Here is a 19,990-nt window from a genome sequence, read left to right as displayed (position 1 = left end):
ACGTTTGCCGTTTAAATTAGGTATACAGCAGCTCATAGGGCAAGGAACACTGGAGAGTGGAGTAACAGGAAGTTTAAGCATAAGAGACTACTCACGCTTTTAAATTCAGTTGGTTACAGGCATCTTTATGGAAAAAAGTCTTATAGGTCGACTCGCCTTTTGGCAGAAAAGAACGGATCCGACTAGCCTTGGCGTTTATGTTTGTGCCGATAAATTATGGGTTTACGCACCTGCTCAAGGGGATAGTGCTGAGCAGTGGTTACCGTTTGAGCTTAAAGATGAACACTGGTCATCGGCGTTTGCTGCCGTCGCTAAATCCTTCCCTAATGCCCAGTTACAACTGATTTTGGCTTCAGGGCTTTATCAATTACTGCTGACCGATAAACCCAATGTCGATACTGTCGAATTATCCCAAGCCTTGCTGTGGTCAATTAAAGACATGGTGACGCTACCTGTGCCGCAAATCCATTTAGACTATTTCGAGTCACCCATTCCCAGTAATAAAATCAATGTGGTGGTGGTCGATAAAGCTAAACTCGTGAGTATGGTACAGGCCATTCATGAACAAAATTTACAACTTATCGGTATCAGTATCGAAGAGTTAGCCATGACCAACTTATTTGGTGATGACAACCAAGCACGTCTGGTGGTCAGCCATATTCCAGGGCAAGAGTTGTTATTGACTGTGGTTAAGCAAGGTCAGCTGTACATGCAGCGGCGTGTGCGAGGATTTACCCAGCTGGATAAGACCCAAGCCGATGAGTTAACTTATGGCATGGCAGACAATTTAAGCTTAGAAATTCAGCGCTCTATGGATTACTTTGAAAGCCAGTTAAGACAAGCTCCAGTATCTTCTATTGAGCTCCTTGCCGATGGCGCCGTGGATACTTTAGCTAAGCTAGTGTCGGCAAACTTTAATCAAGCTGTGAATGTTATCGATAAAAGCAGTGTTGGCGCGCGAATGGCGGGATTAGCCTTTGCCGAATTTTCCAGAGGTGCTGAGTGATTAAATACCGAGTCAATCTCTACACTCCTTCCTTACTTCCGCCTAAGCAAAGATTAACCTTTGCACGTTTGGGGACTTATGCTGCGGGATTTTTGGTCCTATTTGCGGCTTTAGGCGGTTATAGCTACTGGCAAGTCAGTGAGCTGCAACAGGCTCAGCAATTGGCTGCTCAGCAAAAGCTGCAATTCGATACCCAAAAACAGGCATTAGAAGCACAGATTGCCGCGCGTAAACCCGATGCCGATCTCGTTGCGCGAGTCGATTTAGCGGCACAACAGTTAGAGCTGAAGCAGTTACTCATGGGTGAATTGAGCCTTAGGGCCTCTCTAACCAGCCGAGGTTTTGCGCCTGTACTTAAAGATTTAGCGGTCGTGTCGGATGCGAGCGTGTGGCTCAGTCATATCGTCATTAATGAGCAAGATTTTATGTTCGAAGGTTTTGCCGATCATCCCCAAAGCATTCCGCAGTGGATTGGCAAACTTAAGACTACGCAGACTTTAAAGGGGCAAGCTTTCTCGTCGATGAGCATGGATCGCGGTGAAGATAAACCTTTGGCCTTTACCTTGAAGAGCGATAACAAGGAGGAGGCCGCGCAATGAAGCAAAAGTTAGCCCAACTAGGGCAACAGTTTGATGCGTTAAGTCGCCGTGAGCGAGTGCTGATCTCAGTCGCCATTCTGGCCGTGGTCGGTATGCTGAGTTATTTACCTTTAGAGTCCCTATGGAAAACCCATCTGGCGTTGTCACAACAGCTAAAAGCTTTAGAGCAAGAAAACGCGATTTCGGCCCAGCAGGTTGACTTGTATCAGCAACGTTTAGCCTTGGATCCCAATCAAGATTACCAACAGCGTTTAGTGTTGTTAGAGCAACAGAATCAAGCCTTAGATGCCCAGCTCAATGAGCAGATGGTGGATATGGTGCCGGCAGACTATATGCCAGAGCTACTGGGAAATTTACTGGGACAAGTCCAAGGGATTAAATTAATTAAGTTTATGTCGATTGCACCCATTCCTCTGTTGGCTGTGGGTGAAGAGAAGAAACTCAATCTGTATAGCCATGGTATTCGTATGAGCTTAGAGGGCGATTATTTCTCTGTGCTGCGCTTTGTGGAAGCCGTTGAGGCCATGCCTGATAAACTTTATTGGAAGCGTCTCGACTATAAAGTCGCAGAATATCCCCAAGCGACAGTAGAGATTGAACTTTATACCTTGAGCATTAATAAGGACTTTATCAGTGTCTCTAAATAAGTCTTATATTATCAGTGTGTTGTTATTGGTCAGCAGCCCTATAGCGTCTGCTGAATCACTGCGCGACCCTACCTTGCCTGGTAAAGGTTTTGCCGTGGTCGGTCATGCGAGCCAAGCGCAGGCTCAGGCAATGGTACTTAACAGCATAGTGAGTTCAGGCAACACGGCTTATGCTGTGATAAATAACAAAATATTGTCTGTTGGCGACAGCATTGAGGGGCAGAGTATCGTCAAGATCACCCCCACTTATGTGTCGCTGTCCGATGGACGGAAATTGACATTGTTTCAAGCAATAACAGAGAGATAGGGAATACACCTCAGATGAAAGCGATTAAATACTTTACACCTCTGCTCTCACTTTGCCTTGTGGCGTGTCAGACCACAAATAGGCCACAGCCGGAGGCGAGTAAGGCGGCACTAGCGGCCTCAATGGCGACGGCGACGGCATCAACGACGCCACCGCCTGCGACTATGCCGGATGCGGTTCAGCGGGAATTGAATTCGGGCGCTTTACTGTCAGGCTTAACCCCTGCGCTGGAAACTGAGCGTCGTTTCGATGTCTCTGCCCATGATGTGGATGCCAAAGTATTTTTTCCAAGCTTAGTCCAAGGTACGCCGCTGAGTGTTGCTGTGCATCCTGATGTGCAAGGTACGATTTCGTTATCCCTTAAAGGTGTAACCTTAAGCGAAGCGATTCAAGTGGTTGAAGATATCTACGGTTACGAAGTGAGCCGTGAAGGGCGTATTCTAAGAGTGTTCCCCGCTGGAATGCGTACTGAGACTTTCCCGCTGAATTATCTTTATATGGAGCGCGACGGCTTATCTGTGACCTCAGTGAGTTCTGGACGCATTTCCGATAGCAATAATTCCAATAGTAATTCGAACAATAACAACTCAAATAACAGTGGTTCGAGTAATAATAATTCCAACAGCAGTAACGGCAACAACTCCAGTAGTAATGGCAGCAGCGATAGCAGTAACGGAACATTTATTCGCTCGCGCACTAAGACTGATTTTTGGGGCGAGCTGAAAGAAACGCTGACGGCGATTATTGGTGACACTGGTAATGGGCGGCAAGTGGTGGTCACGCCGCAGGCGGGGTTAGTCACTATTCGTGCTTTCCCAAGTGAATTACGCCAAGTGCGTACTTTCTTGAATTCCGCCGAGAGTCACCTACAGCGCCAAGTGATCTTGGAGGCTAAGATCCTCGAAGTCACATTATCCGATGGCTATCAGCAGGGTATCCAATGGGACAATGTGCTGGGTCATGTCGGCAATACGAATGTGAATTTTGGGACTTCGAAAGGCCCTGGGTTAAGCGATAAAATCACCTCGGCGATTGGTGGCGTGACCTCGCTGAGTATTAAAGGCTCCGACTTTACGACCATGATCAATCTATTAGATACCCAAGGCGATGTGGATGTATTGTCTAGCCCAAGGGTGACTGCATCGAATAACCAAAAAGCGGTGATTAAAGTGGGTACCGATGAGTATTTTGTCACTGACGTTTCATCGACCACAGTAGCGGGCGCAACGCCTGTGACCACTCCACAAGTCGAGCTCACGCCGTTTTTCTCAGGCATTGCCTTAGATGTCACGCCGCAAATTGATAGTGACGGTAATGTGTTATTGCACGTGCATCCATCCGTTATCGATGTGAAAGAGCAGACTAAAGATATCAAAGTGAGTGATGCTTCGTTGGAGCTACCTTTAGCGCAGAGTGAAATTCGCGAGTCTGATACCGTTATCCGCGCCGCTTCCGGTGACGTGGTCATCATAGGTGGCTTGATGAAGAGCGAAAATACCGAAGTCGTCTCGCAAGTGCCTTTGTTGGGTGATATTCCTTTCCTCGGTGAATTGTTTAAAAACCGCAGCAAGCAAAAGAAGAAAACTGAGCTGATTATTCTGTTAAAACCTACGGTAGTTGGCGTCGATACCTGGAAAACTGAGCTACAACGTTCTAAGACCTTATTAGATCGTTGGTATCCGGAGACAAAGTAAGCTTCTATGTATCAGAAGCATTTTGGCCTAAGCCAAGCCCCATTTTCATTGACACCCAATACCGGATTTTTTTTCGGCCTATCGCCACACGTAGAAGCCTTGCAAGTGTTGCAAACTGCGCTACAAACGGGTGAAGGTTTTATCAAGGTGACAGGGGAGGTGGGGACAGGTAAAACTCTGATTTGCCGCAAGCTTATCAATGAATTACCCACTAAGTTCCATTGCGCCTATCTACCCAATCCTTACCTTACGCCTGCAGAGTTACGCTGGGCGGTGGCGAGTGAGTTAGGCCTTAAATACGCCAGCAATATCGACCAGCAGCAGCTCACTGGGCTTATCCAGCAGCAGCTTTTAGCGTTGAGCGCCCATGGTCACGCCATCGTATTAGTGCTCGATGAAGCGCAGGCATTGCCGGACGACAGTCTAGAAGCGTTGCGGTTATTCACTAATCTCGAAACCGAGACGCGTAAATTATTGCAGGTGGTGTTATTTGGGCAACCTGAGCTTGATGAAAGGCTTAAACGCCAAGAATTCAGGCAATTAAGACAACGTATTACTTTTAGCTACAACCTTCGCCCACTGACATGGGATGAAACCGATGCTTATATTCGCCACCGGCTAGCCATTGCAGGTCGTGCGGGCGAACCACTCTTTACATCACGGGAAACACGCCAGATAGCCTATGCGTCCCGAGGGATCCCCAGATTGATCAATATTCTTGCCCATAAAGCCTTGTTACTGAGTTTCGGCGAGGGCGCTACGCGTGTGCAAACCTCCCACGTTAAAGCGGCGATTCAAGACACTGAAGATGCGAGCGTGCGCCGATTATTGTCGTGGAAATGGCTGCCTTTTTTCACTCTGATAACTGTGGCTTTCGGTTTGGGATTACAACACGTTTTGAGGAGTGTTGTATGAGTGTGATCAACAAGATGTTGCAGGACCTCGACAAACGTCAGCAGGGGCACGAACTCAGCAATGTGGCTCAACCGCAGGTGCAATATTTAGCTCGCAGGCGTTCATCATCTCACTGGCTGCTGCTCTGTGGTTTGTCACTGCTACTCGGTGGCGGCACGGTTTATGGCTGGCAATTTTTCATGGCAGAGCCTGCAGAAGCGACAGCTTCATCTCAAGCGCAGGAACAAGATACTTTAACCGCCCAAACTGAGTCTGTGCGGATCGACAGTGTTGCCTCAGAAGAAGCTTCACCTAACGTCGATGCCGCTGCAGAACCCTTGAAGCTTGCGACGACACAGAAGATTGCGGCGGCGATGACAGCGAATAGTGAAGAGTTTGAACCAAGTGCCACCGAAGTGGCATCGAGTCAGGCACCAGAATTAGGAACCGCAAAAGAAGCTGAGCATGAGCAACAAGCTCAGTCTCAGTCGCAACCGCAACAAAAAACACAAGCAGACGTGAGCCTTGCACTCGCAGATGATCAGGTCGATACGGTAAGCGAGCCAAACCATTCGCAGCCAAGCCATTCACAGCCAGATAGTGCGACATCGAGTGTGCGTAGCGCCGAGGTCACTGTAGCCGTGCCCTCTGCATTAATGATGTCGGAGCGGGCCAGTGTTGCCGCCGATAATGAAGGTCACGCGAGCAATGAGCTTAACGTACAAGAAGTTAAAGCGGATGCAGGCACTAATCGACTCGCGCCCAAAGAACAAGGGCAAATGGCGATTACTGAGGTGAAGTTAACCCCAAAGCAGCTAGCAAAGAAGCGGTTTACACTTGCGAGTGAGGCTGAAAGGGATGGCAAGCTCAAAGATGCCATTAGTTATTATGAGCAAACCTTGGCGCTTGAACCCAGCATGCACGAAGCGCGCAAGCAATTAGCTGCGCTGCATTATGGTCAAGGTCAATTAGCCAAAGCCAGCGAAGTGTTGCAGCAAGGTATGCTGTTATTCCCGCAGCAATTAGACTTTGCCTTATTGCTCGCTCGGGTTCAGCAAGCCGCTGGTCAGGCTGATCTCGCATTAGCGACGTTAGCCAACATACCTGATACGCATCCGCTGGCGAGACAAAAGTGGATGGCACAATCGGATTTGGCGCAAAAGCTAGGGCAGTTTTCCGTGTCGGAACAAGCCTATAGGCAGTTATTACAACAAGAACCCCAACAGGCTAAATGGTGGATGGGACTGGCTTATGCGCTTGATTCGCAGCAGCAATTTCTCCAAGCACGCCAAGCCTATCGGACTGCATTAGGCCACAGAGGCTTATCGGCGCAGGCGAGTGCCTTTATCGAACAACGTTTGACTCAGCTAGGAGATAGCCAATGAAACCCAGATTAAAAATGCGTTTGGGCGATCTGTTAGTTCAAGAAGCCATTATTACCGAAGCGCAGTTGCAACAGGCGTTAGGCGAGCAGCGCAATACGGGTAAAAAACTGGGCCGTACCCTCATTGATTTGCAATCGATTACAGAGCATCAGTTGCTGCAGTTCTTGTCGCAACAATTGAATGTGCCTTTGCTTGATATCAGTAAAATGCCAATCCCTGCGGAAGTCGTGCATCTTATTCCTGAGGTGCAAGCCCGACGTTTCCGCGCTTTAGCGGTTGAAGACAGGGGTGATAGCGTACTGGTAGCAATGAGCGACCCCGCCGATTTGCAGGCGCTCGATCATCTCGAAATGCTTATCGCACCTAAGCGTTTGAAGTTAGCGGTAGCGCCCGAACAGCAACTGCTGCAAGCGTTTGATAACTTATATCGCCGTACAGACCAAATTGCTCAGATCGCCGGTAAGCTCGAAGAAGAATACGCCGCCGATGAGATGTTCGATTTAGCCAGCCTCACGTCGGGTGACAGTGACAATGAAACCACAGTGGTTAAGTTGCTGCAGTCGATTTTTGAAGATGCGGTGCAAATGCGCGCCTCGGATATTCATATCGAACCCGGTGATAAAGCCTTACGTATTCGCCAGCGTATCGATGGTCAGCTACATGAAACGATTCTGAATGAAGTTAATATTGCTGCCGCTTTAGTATTACGACTTAAGTTGATGGCGGGTCTCGATATTTCCGAAAAACGTTTGCCGCAGGATGGTCGTTTCCATATGGAGATCAAAGGTCATCATATCGATGTGCGTATGTCGACTATGCCGATTTACCACGGCGAATCTGTGGTGATGCGTTTACTCGATCAATCAGCGGGTTTATTGACCTTAAACGAAACCGGTATGCCGCCTGCTATTTTGGCGCGTATTCGTAAACAGATTAAACGTCCCCACGGCATGTTGTTGGTCACTGGTCCCACGGGTAGCGGTAAAACCACCACTTTGTACGGTATTTTGAGCGAGCTCAATACCGCCGACCGTAAGATCATCACGGTGGAAGATCCGGTCGAGTATCAATTGCCACGGATCAACCAAGTACAAGTTAACCATAAGATTGGCTTAAACTTTTCCAACGTATTGCGCACCACCTTACGTCAAGACCCCGATATCATCATGGTAGGGGAAATGCGTGACCAAGAAACCGTGGAGATTGGTCTGAGGGGCGCATTAACGGGTCACTTTGTGCTATCAACCTTGCATACTAACGATGCGGTCACCAGTGCGCTGCGTTTACTCGATATGGGCGCCGCCAGTTATTTGGTCGCCAGTGCCTTAAGGGTGATTATTGCCCAGCGTTTAGTGCGCCGCGTTTGCCATAACTGTGGCGTTGAGTATCAGCCAACACCGCAGGAAAAAGCTTGGCTGAGTAGTGTGAGTCGTAAAGATTTTACCCATGCAAACTTTAGAATCGGTACCGGTTGCCAGAGTTGTAACGGCAGTGGTTATCGTGGCCGTATTGGTATTTTTGAGATCCTCGAGCTCGACGAAAAGATGATCGATGCGATGCGTACCGGTAATCCGCAGGATTTCGCCAGAGCCGCGTTGCAGAGCCCTAACTTTACCCCGCTCGCCGAGTCAGCGTTGCAATATTTGAGCGAAGGCATGACGACCATTGAAGAGGTGGCTAAGCTGGTAGAGGACGTGAGTGAATCTCAGATACCTTTGTCGAAGGATATTATTAGCCAACAAGGCGTTGAGGCGTAATTATGCCGATTTATCAATACCGTGGACGCAGTGGTCAAGGTCAATCCGTTACGGGGCAATTGGATGCGGCATCGGAAAGTGCCGCTGCTGACATGCTATTGGCGCGGGGGATTATCCCCCTTGAGGTCAAAGTCGCCAAAGTGGTTAAGTCATTCTCACTGGCTAAGTTATTTGGTGGAAAAGTCGCGTTAGAAGAATTACAGATTTTTACTCGGCAAATGTACTCCTTGACCCGTTCTGGCATCCCGATTTTGCGGGCGATTGCGGGCTTGTCTGAAACGGCGCATTCCCAGCGCATGAAAGATGCGCTTAACGATATTTCTGAGCAGCTCACCGCAGGGCGCCCCTTGTCATCATCCATGAATCAACATCCCGATGTATTTGATTCCTTGTTTGTTTCTATGGTGCACGTGGGCGAAAACACAGGTAAGTTAGAAGATGCCTTTATTCAGCTTTCTGGCTATATCGAGCGTGAGCAGGAAACACGGCGGCGAATTAAATCGGCCATGCGTTATCCCATGTTTGTCTTGATTGCGATTGCGCTCGCTATGGTGATCCTCAATATCATGGTGATCCCTAAGTTCGCTGAGATGTTTTCCCGCTTTGGCGCCGACTTACCTTGGGCGACAAAAGTGCTGATAGGTACATCGAATCTGTTTGTGAATTATTGGGCGCTGATGTTGGTGGCGCTGATCGGCACTATTATCGGCATTCGTTACTGGCACCATACGGAAAAAGGCGAGAAGCAGTGGGATAAGTGGAAGTTACACATCCCTGCCGTGGGATCGATTATCGAGCGCTCGACGTTAGCTCGTTATTGTCGCAGTTTCTCTATGATGCTCAGCGCTGGCGTGCCGATGACGCAGGCCCTAAGTTTAGTGGCTGATGCGGTAGATAATGCCTACATGCACGACAAAATAGTCGGTATGCGCCGTGGGATTGAGTCTGGTGACTCTATGTTAAGGGTATCGAATCAGAGCAAGTTATTTACGCCACTAGTGCTGCAAATGGTGGCCGTGGGTGAAGAAACAGGGCAAATCGATCAATTACTCAATGATGCGGCAGACTTCTATGAGGGCGAAGTAGACTATGATTTAAAGAACCTCACCGCTAAATTGGAGCCTATTTTGATTGGTTTTGTGGCCGTGATTGTATTAGTGCTGGCCTTGGGGATATACCTGCCTATGTGGGATATGCTTAATGTGGTCAAGGGCGGTAAATAATCGATATGGATAATGTTTATCTTCTATCTTATGTGTGGGGCTGAGGTTAAATGCAGACTCAGCAAAAGGCAGAAAGCGATCTATTACGCATCTATGGGCGTATGATAACCATAGGGTTAGTGTTGGTTATCATGGCGGTGATTGGAGCTAAGTACTTTTTTACCCTACCGCAAATTGCGGCCCGTGGATTAGAAGTAGATCATGCGCGTTTTTTAAATGTACTGGTGATGGCGCGCTCCCAATGGTTATCTTTGGGTAAGCCGCCGCAGATGCAGTTGAATTGGGAGGCGTTTGACAATTCCGCCAAGGAAACTGAGCCAAGTGTCGTTGATGTGAATGGTTTAGGTTGGCCGCAACCTAAACAGTTAAACGGCCAAGGTTGCCAAGATTTATGGCAGCAACTTATGGGCGCAGAAGTGGATAACGCAGGGCTAGTTGCTGATTACTTAGTTAAGGATAACAGCTGCCACTATCGGTCGCACAATGGCGATAGTTTAGGCTATCAACTGAACTCTGGCAGGGTCATTTTTTTGACTGCACCGTAAAATATTGTTAACTCAATGGCTTTTTAAAATTGATTTAGCTGTTAGAATAAAATTTCTTTGGTATGGGGCATATATATGAAAACTAAGCAAACAGGTTTCTCATTAATAGAGCTTGTGATTGTGATTGTGATTTTAGGGCTACTCGCCGCAACCGCGATCCCACGATTCTTAAATGTCACCGATGATGCTGAAGACGCCAGTGTTGACGGCGTGGCCGGTGGTTTATCGACTGCCGTTAGCTTTGTGCGTTCGCAGTGGGAAGTCGATGGGCGCCAAAATAGCAGTGTGATCTTAGATGGTACGTCAGTTTCGCTCGATCCTCGTTTTGGTTATCCAACGGGAACTTCAGTGACGGATGTGACTGCAATGACTGATGCGAGTTGCCAACAAGTATTTAATACCGTGCTGCAGAGCGCTCCTCGTAATGTGCTCTACACTCAAGATGCGCGTAATCAACGTTATACCGTGCGCGTGATTGATGGCGCAGGTGGTAGCGCTAATTCGATTGCAGGCACTGTCGTTGCTGGTTTAGATTTATGTGTTTATCACCAAGTGGCTTCACTGGTGCTTGATCAAACCACTGGCGTACCCACTCCTACACCGGATTTATCAACAGCTGGTGCGAAAGGAATCGTGTATAACCCAGGCACAGGTAAAGTGCTAAGCTTTACCCAAACGCCATTTGTGCCATAAGCTGTAATTAACAGTTTTATTTTGTTCATGTTTTAAGTAACTTAGTTCAGAAGTGACTTAACTTAATTAGTGCTCACACGAGTACTCACTGATAAAGAAAGGTAGTTTGATATGAAAAGACAACAAGGTTTTACCTTAATTGAATTAGTCGTAGTGATCATTATCTTAGGTATTCTTGCTGTCACAGCGGCACCTAAGTTTATTAACCTGCAAGGTGATGCGCGTGCTTCTACAATTCAAGGAATGAAAGGGGCAATTCAAGGGGCGAATAGCTTAATTTATTCAAAAGCGGCATTACTTGGAATTGAAGGTGCTGCAACAGGTAGTGTTGATGTGCTCGGTAATACAGTTGCAGGGACTCCTGCGACAGGTACTGCTGACGATGTTCCAGTTGTCTTTGGTTATATGGCTGCAACTAAGGCTGCTTTAGAAAAGGGTATGGATGTTAAGTTTAACACTGGAACTTCCCCATCATCAGCAGTACCTTCTGGTGAAGATGCCGCTGATTGGATCATTGATGATACTACTACTGGTTCTGCGACTATTTGGCAACGTGGCGCTCCTGCTGATGTAACTACAACTGGTTCTGAAGCAAGCTGTAAGATTGTTTATGTACAAGCAGCAAGTGCAGGTGCCTTGCCAACGATTACTGTTACAGATAATGGTTGTTAATTTTAATTACGGAAAAGGCCTGCCTAGCAGGCCTTTTTTTTAGGTAAAATGCGGTTCTTACATGATTTTAAATAAATGAGTCCGCCAAATTTGCCGACATTTATTTGCGTTAATCAGATAGTTGGCAGAAACTGAAGCTAGATTCTCACCATCAGCAACCAAAGCGAGTGATGCTTAACTTTTCTATGTCAAAACAGGCCGGATTTACCTTAGTAGAATTAGTGACGACCATCATCTTGATTTCAATTCTTGCTGTGGTTGTACTGCCTCGCCTGTTTACTCAGTCTTCCTACAGTGCCTATAGCCTACGTAACGAGTTCATTAGCGAGCTGCGTCAAGTACAGCAAAAAGCGCTCAATAATACTGACAGGTGTTTTCGTGTAACTGTTTTTGGCACTGGTTACCAAGTGAGTCAATTCTCTGCCCGAAATGGGGCGGTTTGTTCTGGTACTGCATTATCGCCAAACCCGCTTTATAGCCAAGCTTTTCAAGGTGGTGCTCAATTAGTGCTAGTAGGCCCTAACAGTACTAACAGCAGCAACTTCAGCCTCGATTTCGATATCGATGGTAGCACTTCGTTGGCTTGCAATGGGCCATGCATTAATGTGATTGCTAATGACACTGTGATGATTAACGTCTCCAGCGAGGGTTATATTTATGCGAATTAATCCTCGGTTGCTATTGGGCAAAGCATCAGTAAAAACATCCAAAAAAGCCAAACCACAGCAGGGTTTTACCCTTATCGAATTAGTCATTGGTATGTTGGTGATTGGCATTGCGATAGTGATGCTAACCAGCATGTTATTTCCCCAAGCTGATCGTGCGGCCAGCACCTTACATAGAGTACGCAGTGCTGAGCTTGCCCATTCGGTGATGAATGAAATCTGGGGCAAGCGTTACGATCAAAACACTAATGCCAATGGTGGAACGCCGGCCTGTGGTAGTCCGCTAGGAAGCAATTGTTCCACTTCCTTGGGTCCAGAGGTGGGTGAGAGTCGTAACGACTTTAACGATGTGGACGATTACAACGGCTTAAATGAAACAGCGACTATGCTCAACTCAACCCAAACCTATGCCGCTGCTTATCCTAACTATCAATTAAGTGTCACTGTCGCCTATGGGCCTGCGCCCAATACTAAGCTAGTGACCATTAATGTGACGACGCCGGACAATGAAGTGATCACTTACAATCTGGTAAGGAGCAATTACTAATGGGCTCTTTTTCAGCAAAGCGTATGCAAACATCCAAACGGGGTTTTACCTTAGTCGAGATGGTCACAGTTATCTTGATTCTGGGGATTCTTGTGGTCGGGGTGAGTAGTTTTATTATTTTTGGTACGCGGATTTTTGTTGAGTCGAGTTCAGTCGATCAAGTACTAAGCCAGAGCCGTTTTGCCGTTGAGCGAATGACCCGTGAGCTGCGTAGTGCTTTGCCTAATAGTGTGCGAGTTAATACCGATTCGCTGACCTATCAATGTATCGAGTTTGTGCCTATCGAAGCCAGCACGACTTATCTCACTATGCCAATCATCCCCGATGCTGCCGCGAGTACTGGGATAGTTATTCTAGATAATACCGCGAGTGCGATTCGCGTGAATCAATTCGCTTGGATCTATCCCTTGGTTGATGCCGATGTGTATAGTAGCGCGAGACAAAAACTGGCACAGGTTAAAACGATTGCTATCTCGGGTAATCAAGTGACACTGACTTTTACTGCGCCAACACGTTTTTCCGAAGCATCACCACGACAAAGGATCTATTTTGGTTCGAGTCCTGTGAGCTATTGCTTTGAAAAGGGTGCAAGCGGTAATGATTTACAAATAGTGCGTTATGCTGGTTATAACTTTAATACCGTTCAACCAAATCCAGCCACTATGGGTACGGGCGTGCTAATGGCGCAAAGTGTGGCGAATCGTCTCGATAATAGTAATGACTTGCCGTTGATCTTAACGCCATCGAGTTTAGTCAATAATGCCATGGTGCACTTGCAGCCAAGATTTAATGTCAATGGTGAGACGTTCCAATATCGACATCAAGTGCAGGTGATCAATGTTCCTTAATTCATATAGTCGCTCGATAGGGCGTAATTCAGCATCCAGATCATCACTATCAAGATCAAAATCTTACGCTTTGCCTGTGCGGCAGCGGGGTAGTGCGTTAATCATTGGCGTGTTTGTGATCACTGTGATGTTTCTGCTGGCATCGGCACTGATCAATATTGTGGAAGACGGTGATACTGGGCTCACCCAAGAAGTGTGGGGAACGCGTGCTTTTGCCGCTGCAAACAGTGGTGCCGATGCGGCGCTGGCTAAGTTGTTTCCATTGAATGGTAACGCCGGAACGTGTTTAGCATCAGATGTTTGGACACCGCCCGATGTAACTGGTTTTCACGCCTGTAGTGTGACGTTGAATTGTACAGCTTATGCGGTAGGCGCAGTCACTCAATATCGAATCAACAGTAAAGCGGTATGTGAAAGCGGCGAAACGCGCGTCAGTCGACAAGTTGAGGTAGAAGCCCGTGGGAATTAATCTTTTTCATCGTGCCATATTGGCAGTACTTATCTTGAGTTTCCCTTCTGCTGTGATGGCATTCGACCCTATTGACCAGAGTGTTATTTTTGCCAAGGTTGCTCAAGGGCATCATGGCGATAACTCTAACGTATGCCATCAGATATCATCGCCACAGCTGATGATAAACGGTAATGGCATTATTAATGGTACTGGTGGTGCTGCATTAGATTATTGTTCGAGTAACGATGGCAGCGGGCTTGCTAATAACAGTTGTGATAACGGTTCTGGTGGAGTGCGTAAATGTACTATCGATGGCAGTGATATTCGAGGGTTAAAATTAACTGGGAGCAATGCTTTTTTATCGAGTAGCGGCGCTGGTGGCGGTTATGGTTCTTGTAATAGTGGCGAGCAATTAACACTTGGTGCTAATGGGCAAAATCAGTTTAGCAATGTTTCGCTTTATTCTGCTTGTACTCTGACTCTATCGGCAACTCAAAATGAGTATCGATTTAACACTATCGCTATTGGGGGCGGGGCGACGCTCGTTTTATCCGAGGGGGACTATTGGGTAGATAGTTTTACCTTGAACCAAAATGCTAAGGTGATTTTGCAAGGTAATGTCCGCATTTTTACCAAACAAAAATTTGAGTTAAATGGCGGTAAATTTAATGAAAATAATACGGCTTCTGCACTTATTATCGGTTATAGCGATATTCAGCTAAATAGTGATGCTTTACTCAATGGGCGAGTTTATAGCGATGCAACATTAAGTTTAAATAATAACTCGATTATTAATGGTCGTGTCACGAGTCGTTATTTAGTCATGAGTGGTGGCAGTATTAATGAAGATTTGCCTGTTGCACCGCTACAATTACAGTTTGGTAAAGCGACCACTACTTCAGTGACGTTTGCCAATGCTTTCCCTGTTGGCGTGAAACCACTTATTTTCCTTATGCCGACAATATCAACGGCGAATACTAGCAACGATGGACCTGCATCAACCTTTGTATCATCTGTGACTAATACCGGATTTACTTGGGTGCAAAGTGAACCAACGAGTCCCTCAAACCGCTATATCGCTTCGAATAGTATGCCGGAAGTGCATTGGATTGCTGTGACGGCAGGTTCACATGTTTTATCCGATGGCAGTCAACTTGAAGCAGGTAGAATCTCTACCGTTAACGCATTGAACATGAGTAACTCTGCCTGGACGAATGTGCCGCTGAATACGTCTCTGAATGTCGTATTGAATCAGTTGCAGACGCGCAATAATTCTTCCTGCTGGCTGACAAGCGTGGCACAGTTAAATTCGAGTGGTATTCAACTCAATTTAGATACCTCTGAGGTCCGTTCTGGAACTCAATGTAAACCTGGTAATCTGCGAAGTTTACAATCAGAAACGATTGGTTATTTAGCGGTAAAATCCAGTGTTGGCACAGTCATACTGAATGGTGAGGATGTTCACTATCAATTCGGTACTGCACTTACCCACACAGGCGGGGGAAATACTAAAACGCTGGCTGAGCAATGTGCTTACAACACGAGTTTGACTGGATTTGTTAATCCTCCGACTTTAGTCGCGGGGAAAGATTCTCGTCGAGGTGGCGATGGTGGCTGGCTAAGACGCTGTAATTTGAGTGCAACTCAAGTCAGTATGGTGAACGACGAAGATACCTATGGCGATAGTGAGCGTAGTCATCTTGCTGAAGACTATGGCTTTGTTGCACTGGAGAAAACCGCACCTGTTTTACAATGTTTTAATGATAATTTTTCCCAAAGCACTTTGAGTAATGACTGGGTCGTTTCTAGAAGTAGCGGAGGATTCACCCCTTCGATCCAAGGCGGCCGTTTACGCTTAACTGAAGCCCAATCAAATCAATCTACGGCATCGACCTACCAAAGACTCTTTCCTGCAGCGGCAAACTTAGTTGAGATCCAGTTTGACCACTATGCATATGGTGGAAATGGCGCCGACGGTATTGCGGTGGTGTTATCGGATGCTTCTATAACGCCGCAGCCCGGCGCCTTTGGCGGTCCATTAGGTTACGGTTATAAACCTGGTATTAATGGGTTTGCGGGGGGGTGGCTTGGATTTGGTATTGATGAATTTGGTAACTTCTCCGGTGAAGGCGGTAATTCTAATGTCGGTCAGCGGCGCCAGTCAGTTGCGGTTCGCGGTTCCGGTGTTGGCACGTCAGGGTACAATTATTTACGTGGCGCTTGTAGTAACGGCACCACTAATACCAGCGGTAGTTGCTTATCGCCCGCAGTAGACGGCAATAACGTGTCGCCCGCACACAGATATAAAATCACTATTGATTCGCAAGTATCTGGCCAGTCAGTGGTCAAGGTAGAGCGTAATACAGGTTCAGGGTTTGTGACTTTAGTTCCCGCATTTAACGCTGCAGCACAAAATGGTCAAGCGGCCATTCCGAGTGATTTTTTATTGTCTTTAACGGGCTCAACGGGGGGCTCAAATAACAATCACGAAATCGATAATGTGCAAATTTGTGCGCTAAAATCGAATCCTATTGGTGCTCAGATCGATCATTTTGAGTTTGATCATACGGGTCTGGGGCTGACTTGTAATGCTGAGACGGTAACGATTAGAGCTTGTGCTAATGTGAGTTGTAGCCAGCTTTTTACTGCGCCTCTTAGCGCAACCTTATTACCTGATTCTGCGACAGATGGCGTATGGGTTGGCGGTAATCAAGTGAGTTTCAGCGGTGGCACGGCGCAACTGCAACTGAGGCGAAATACACCCGGTGTAGTGACTTTGGGCGTAAAGGGCTCTAATCCCACCACCAAACCATTAAGCAAAACCCTTTGTAGAGTAGGCTCAGGATCCTTGAGCGAGAATGCTTGCTCACTGACTTTCGCCGACAGTGGGTTTATCTTCGACGTGCCCGATAAATTGGCCAATAAACCTATTAATGTGTTGGTCAAAGCGGTGAAAAAATCTGATGTGACGCAGCAGTGTGTCCCAAGCTTCCAAAGCCAGACCAAAACGCTGAATTTCTGGAGTAGTTACCAAACCCCAAGCGCGCCTATCTCGCCTAAAGCCGTCACCATCAACAATATGGCAATTGGCACCTCGAGTGCCTCGCCTACGGCGGTTAATCTGGTGTTTGATATCAACGGACAAGCAAGCATTGCAGTGAATTACCCCGATGCGGGCAAATTGCAACTCGATGCTAACTATGTCGGCAGTGGTAACGAGCAAGATCTCGTGATGATAGGCTCTGATCAGTTTGTCAGTGTTCCGGCTGGATTGTGTGTGAAGCCTGTGGACGCCAGTGCCAGTTGCTCAAGCGCGAATATGACGTGTAATGTTTATCGTAAAGCCGGACAAAGTTTCAGCATGACAGTACAAGCGATGGCATGGGAAAAAGATGGCGATCCGGATTTTTGCATGGCCAATTTGCCCACGCCTAACTTTAGCGATGCGCAGATGAAGTTTACCAGTAAAGTGGTGGCGCCCAGCATCGCCAGTGGCGGCCATGATGGGGTATTAGGCGTGGCATCCTACAGTCACTCGGCGCAGGCCAATAATCTCAATACCATCAGTAATCAGACCATCAGCGAAGTCGGCGTGTTCCAAATTGCGGCGCTGGCGACTCCCAATTATTTAGGGACGGCAAGCAGCTTAAATATTCCAATTGGCTATTCAGCTAATATTGGCCGTTTTGTGCCTGACAGATTTTTAGTCAGTGACATATCTGTCATACCTGCCTGTGGCGGTTTTAACTATATGGATCAGCTGTTTCCTATGTCGATGAAGCTTAGTGCTTTAAATATCGCGGGGGATATAACGAAAAACTATTTCCCGCCATTCTCCCTCGCCACTGCCAAATTAGTGGGAGAAAACAACAATAATGGTGTCGATTTACAGAGTCGCTTAAGCGCCTTACTTATAAAGGCTGATAGTTGGGATCAAGGCGTGGCGATGGTCGATGCTTCTTACCTAGCTAACTTTAGTCGGGTGACCCCAAATGTGGCGACGAATTTGTATCAAGATGGTCCTTTCGAATCACTCGATATTGGCGTGCAATTGATGGATAACGATCCTCGGCCGAATGGGATATATAGCTATGTCGCCTCACCCGATATGGATGCGGCAACGACGGGTAATTGCACTAACTGTAATGCTAAGAAAATCAGCACTCAAATCTTGCGTCACGGCCGAGTGGTGATGGATAACACCTATGGTCCTGAAACTGAAATACTGCGTATGCCGACTCGGGCCGAATATTGGAATGGTAGCAGTTGGGTATTGAATACCAACGATAGCTGCACCACCGCAGTGTATGGTTTGGGCTCGCAGGTTGACAATGCCGGCCTTGGCTACAACTTTGATCCCGACTTAGTGGCGGGGCAAAGTGTTACTCGTTCTGGCGGTACATTAACGTTCCAAGTTGGCCAATTTGAGTTGCTCTGGCAGGCAGTCACCTCAAGTGGCGCGCCATACCGCGGTCAAGTGACGGCGCCCTTGGATGTGCCGACATGGCTAGAATGGTACTGGAATTGGAATGGCGTATCACCAAGCGTTCTCACAGAACCGCGGGCGAGCGCATATTTTGGCCGTTATCGTGGCCATGACAAAATCATCTATTGGCGTGAGGTAAACTAATCTAAGTGATTTCTGTCATTAAATGGAACTGAGCCTTTCGTATGAAACGGGCGTCAGTTTCAGTTATGGAAGGTCGATGAAAAAGAGGTGGCAAATTAAGAATGCAGTCTCTTAGTTTGATATTTGTTGTTGGCTTGTATGTTTCTTCGTTTTTAGTTGTCGATATTTTCGTCAATAAACAGTATTTTCCGCTTAAATACTGTTTTTTAGAGGACGATTTGAAAAAAAATCACCTCATTAGCGATTGTTAACCTCATCGGTCTTGTGGAATCAGGGTGGCATTGATAAAGTTAGCTGATTTTTCTTTTCTTCTGACTCCACAGAATACAGGCTAGTTACATGTTTAAGAAGCTACGCGGCATTTTTTCTAATGATCTATCGATCGATTTGGGTACAGCTAACACATTAATTTATGTTCGTGGCGAAGGCATAGTGCTCAATGAGCCTTCTGTTGTTGCTATACGTGGTGAGCGTGGTGGCTCCGGTCAGAAATCTGTTGCCGCGGTCGGCACAGAAGCTAAACAAATGCTCGGCAGAACGCCTGGCAACATCCAAGCTATCCGCCCAATGAAGGACGGTGTAATCGCTGACTTTTATGTGACTGAGAAAATGCTGCAGCACTTTATCAAACAAGTGCACAACAATAGCTTTTTTCGTCCAAGTCCACGGGTTCTAGTGTGTGTGCCAGTTGGCGCCACTCAAGTTGAACGCCGTGCGATCCGTGAATCAGCCATGGGCGCTGGTGCTCGCGAAGTATATTTGATTGAAGAACCTATGGCTGCTGCGATTGGTGCGGGTTTACCTGTATCTGAAGCGACGGGTTCTATGGTGGTGGACATCGGTGGTGGTACCACTGAAGTCGCGATTATTTCGCTCAATGGCGTAGTGTATTCGTCTTCCGTCCGTATCGGTGGTGATAAGTTTGATGATGCAATCATCAACTATGTTCGCCGTAACTACGGTAGCTTAATTGGTGAAGCCACGGCTGAGCGTATCAAGCATACTATCGGTACAGCTTATCCTGGAGATGAAGTGTTAGAGATCGAAGTCCGCGGCCGTAACTTGGCTGAAGGTGTACCTCGTAGCTTTACACTGAACAGCAACGAAATTTTAGAAGCCTTACAAGAGCCATTATCTGGCATCGTAAGTGCTGTGATGGTGGCGTTAGAGCAATCTCCACCAGAATTAGCTTCAGATATTTCTGAGCGCGGTATGGTGTTAACTGGCGGTGGTGCGTTATTGCGTGATTTAGACCGTTTATTAATGCAAGAAACCGGAATTCCAGTAATGGTGGCGGACGATCCATTGACCTGCGTAGCACGTGGCGGTGGTAAAGCCCTCGAAATGATTGATATGCACGGCGGCGATCTGTTCTCCGAAGAAACCTAATTTAACTTCGGTATGGGGCGGTTAATCACCGCCTTAGC

General features: G+C 47.1%; 18 protein-coding genes. All 18 read left to right on the top strand.

Going from position 1 to position 19,990, the window contains the following annotated elements; translation table 11 throughout:
* The first annotated feature begins 127 nt into the window (after positions 1 to 127).
* The 18 genes from Q4Q46_RS14210 (at position 128) to Q4Q46_RS14125 (ending at position 19,952) form a co-directional block, all read left to right on the top strand.
* Positions 128 to 1,006, top strand: a complete 879-nt coding sequence (locus tag Q4Q46_RS14210) for an MSHA biogenesis protein MshI (protein ID WP_311906280.1) — start codon at positions 128 to 130, stop codon at positions 1,004 to 1,006.
* The gene (locus Q4Q46_RS14205; protein ID WP_311906279.1) at positions 1,003 to 1,605 is read left to right on the top strand and encodes a PilN family protein; all 603 of its coding nucleotides are present in this window, start codon (positions 1,003 to 1,005) and stop codon (positions 1,603 to 1,605) included. Before Q4Q46_RS14210 ends, Q4Q46_RS14205 begins: the two co-directional genes overlap by 4 nt.
* On the top strand, positions 1,602 to 2,252 hold the full coding sequence (locus tag Q4Q46_RS14200; protein ID WP_311906278.1) for an MSHA biogenesis protein MshJ: 651 nt from the start codon (positions 1,602 to 1,604) through the stop codon (positions 2,250 to 2,252). Before Q4Q46_RS14205 ends, Q4Q46_RS14200 begins: the two co-directional genes overlap by 4 nt.
* Entirely contained in the window at positions 2,239 to 2,559 is a 321-nt protein-coding gene (locus Q4Q46_RS14195; protein ID WP_311906277.1) for an MSHA biogenesis protein MshK, read from the top strand. Before Q4Q46_RS14200 ends, Q4Q46_RS14195 begins: the two co-directional genes overlap by 14 nt.
* A 14-nt stretch (positions 2,560 to 2,573) precedes the next feature.
* Positions 2,574 to 4,253 carry a pilus (MSHA type) biogenesis protein MshL gene (mshL, locus tag Q4Q46_RS14190; protein ID WP_311906276.1) on the top strand — a complete coding sequence of 560 codons (1,680 nt, stop codon included), beginning with the start codon at positions 2,574 to 2,576 and terminating at the stop codon, positions 4,251 to 4,253.
* 6 nt (positions 4,254 to 4,259) lie between these two features.
* Positions 4,260 to 5,168 (top strand): ExeA family protein, encoded by a 909-nt coding sequence (locus Q4Q46_RS14185; RefSeq protein WP_311906275.1) that lies wholly within the window; start codon positions 4,260 to 4,262, stop codon positions 5,166 to 5,168.
* Positions 5,165 to 6,532 (top strand): tetratricopeptide repeat protein, encoded by a 1,368-nt coding sequence (locus Q4Q46_RS14180; RefSeq protein WP_311906274.1) that lies wholly within the window; start codon positions 5,165 to 5,167, stop codon positions 6,530 to 6,532. Before Q4Q46_RS14185 ends, Q4Q46_RS14180 begins: the two co-directional genes overlap by 4 nt.
* Positions 6,529 to 8,289: a GspE/PulE family protein gene (locus Q4Q46_RS14175; protein ID WP_115335629.1), complete on the top strand. Its 1,761-nt coding sequence runs from the start codon at positions 6,529 to 6,531 to the stop codon at positions 8,287 to 8,289. The genes Q4Q46_RS14180 and Q4Q46_RS14175 overlap by 4 nt, the downstream gene beginning before the upstream one ends.
* A gap of 2 nt (positions 8,290 to 8,291) precedes the next feature.
* Positions 8,292 to 9,512 carry a type II secretion system F family protein gene (locus tag Q4Q46_RS14170; protein WP_106649292.1) on the top strand — a complete coding sequence of 407 codons (1,221 nt, stop codon included), beginning with the start codon at positions 8,292 to 8,294 and terminating at the stop codon, positions 9,510 to 9,512.
* Between the two features lie 50 nt (positions 9,513 to 9,562).
* Positions 9,563 to 10,057 (top strand): MSHA biogenesis protein MshF, encoded by a 495-nt coding sequence (locus Q4Q46_RS14165; protein WP_311906273.1) that lies wholly within the window; start codon positions 9,563 to 9,565, stop codon positions 10,055 to 10,057.
* Positions 10,058 to 10,132: 75 nt separating this feature from the next.
* Positions 10,133 to 10,750: a prepilin-type N-terminal cleavage/methylation domain-containing protein gene (locus Q4Q46_RS14160; protein ID WP_006087047.1), complete on the top strand. Its 618-nt coding sequence runs from the start codon at positions 10,133 to 10,135 to the stop codon at positions 10,748 to 10,750.
* A gap of 111 nt (positions 10,751 to 10,861) precedes the next feature.
* A complete protein-coding gene (locus tag Q4Q46_RS14155) occupies positions 10,862 to 11,422 on the top strand; it encodes a prepilin-type N-terminal cleavage/methylation domain-containing protein (protein ID WP_012088118.1) in 561 nt (186 codons plus the stop codon).
* A 170-nt stretch (positions 11,423 to 11,592) separates the two neighbouring features.
* Positions 11,593 to 12,090 carry a type II secretion system protein gene (locus Q4Q46_RS14150; RefSeq protein WP_311906272.1) on the top strand — a complete coding sequence of 166 codons (498 nt, stop codon included), beginning with the start codon at positions 11,593 to 11,595 and terminating at the stop codon, positions 12,088 to 12,090.
* Positions 12,080 to 12,634, top strand: a complete 555-nt coding sequence (locus Q4Q46_RS14145) for a type II secretion system protein (RefSeq protein ID WP_012088120.1) — start codon at positions 12,080 to 12,082, stop codon at positions 12,632 to 12,634. Before Q4Q46_RS14150 ends, Q4Q46_RS14145 begins: the two co-directional genes overlap by 11 nt.
* Positions 12,634 to 13,482, top strand: coding sequence for a PilW family protein (locus tag Q4Q46_RS14140; protein ID WP_311906271.1), 849 nt, complete (start codon positions 12,634 to 12,636; stop codon positions 13,480 to 13,482). The genes Q4Q46_RS14145 and Q4Q46_RS14140 overlap by 1 nt, the downstream gene beginning before the upstream one ends.
* Positions 13,472 to 13,951, top strand: coding sequence for an MSHA biogenesis protein MshP (locus tag Q4Q46_RS14135; protein ID WP_311906270.1), 480 nt, complete (start codon positions 13,472 to 13,474; stop codon positions 13,949 to 13,951). The genes Q4Q46_RS14140 and Q4Q46_RS14135 overlap by 11 nt, the downstream gene beginning before the upstream one ends.
* A complete protein-coding gene (locus Q4Q46_RS14130) occupies positions 13,941 to 18,563 on the top strand; it encodes a DUF6701 domain-containing protein (protein ID WP_311906269.1) in 4,623 nt (1,540 codons plus the stop codon). Before Q4Q46_RS14135 ends, Q4Q46_RS14130 begins: the two co-directional genes overlap by 11 nt.
* 339 nt (positions 18,564 to 18,902) lie before the next feature.
* Positions 18,903 to 19,952, top strand: coding sequence for a rod shape-determining protein (locus Q4Q46_RS14125; protein WP_006083256.1), 1,050 nt, complete (start codon positions 18,903 to 18,905; stop codon positions 19,950 to 19,952).
* Positions 19,953 to 19,990: the final 38 nt, after the last annotated feature.

It is taken from the genome of Shewanella vaxholmensis (genome assembly GCF_031932135.1).
Classification (GTDB): domain Bacteria; phylum Pseudomonadota; class Gammaproteobacteria; order Enterobacterales; family Shewanellaceae; genus Shewanella; species Shewanella hafniensis.
The sequence above is the reverse complement of the archived record's forward strand: the minus strand, read 5'-3'. Positions and strand labels throughout refer to the sequence as shown.

Excerpts from the sequence above, each read along its gene's own strand:
- Q4Q46_RS14210 (WP_311906280.1), top strand. The coding sequence starts at position 128 with ATGGAAAAAAGTCTTATAGGTCGACTCGCCTTTTGGCAGAAAAGAACG.
- Q4Q46_RS14200 (WP_311906278.1), top strand. The coding sequence starts at position 1,602 with ATGAAGCAAAAGTTAGCCCAACTAGGGCAACAGTTTGATGCGTTAAGT.
- mshL (WP_311906276.1), top strand. The coding sequence starts at position 2,574 with ATGAAAGCGATTAAATACTTTACACCTCTGCTCTCACTTTGCCTTGTG.
- Q4Q46_RS14185 (WP_311906275.1), top strand. The coding sequence starts at position 4,260 with ATGTATCAGAAGCATTTTGGCCTAAGCCAAGCCCCATTTTCATTGACA.
- Q4Q46_RS14180 (WP_311906274.1), top strand. The coding sequence starts at position 5,165 with ATGAGTGTGATCAACAAGATGTTGCAGGACCTCGACAAACGTCAGCAG.
- Q4Q46_RS14175 (WP_115335629.1), top strand. The coding sequence starts at position 6,529 with ATGAAACCCAGATTAAAAATGCGTTTGGGCGATCTGTTAGTTCAAGAA.
- Q4Q46_RS14170 (WP_106649292.1), top strand. The coding sequence starts at position 8,292 with ATGCCGATTTATCAATACCGTGGACGCAGTGGTCAAGGTCAATCCGTT.
- Q4Q46_RS14165 (WP_311906273.1), top strand. The coding sequence starts at position 9,563 with ATGCAGACTCAGCAAAAGGCAGAAAGCGATCTATTACGCATCTATGGG.
- Q4Q46_RS14160 (WP_006087047.1), top strand. The coding sequence starts at position 10,133 with ATGAAAACTAAGCAAACAGGTTTCTCATTAATAGAGCTTGTGATTGTG.
- Q4Q46_RS14155 (WP_012088118.1), top strand. The coding sequence starts at position 10,862 with ATGAAAAGACAACAAGGTTTTACCTTAATTGAATTAGTCGTAGTGATC.
- Q4Q46_RS14150 (WP_311906272.1), top strand. The coding sequence starts at position 11,593 with ATGCTTAACTTTTCTATGTCAAAACAGGCCGGATTTACCTTAGTAGAA.
- Q4Q46_RS14145 (WP_012088120.1), top strand. The coding sequence starts at position 12,080 with ATGCGAATTAATCCTCGGTTGCTATTGGGCAAAGCATCAGTAAAAACA.
- Q4Q46_RS14140 (WP_311906271.1), top strand. The coding sequence starts at position 12,634 with ATGGGCTCTTTTTCAGCAAAGCGTATGCAAACATCCAAACGGGGTTTT.
- Q4Q46_RS14135 (WP_311906270.1), top strand. The coding sequence starts at position 13,472 with ATGTTCCTTAATTCATATAGTCGCTCGATAGGGCGTAATTCAGCATCC.
- Q4Q46_RS14125 (WP_006083256.1), top strand. The coding sequence starts at position 18,903 with ATGTTTAAGAAGCTACGCGGCATTTTTTCTAATGATCTATCGATCGAT.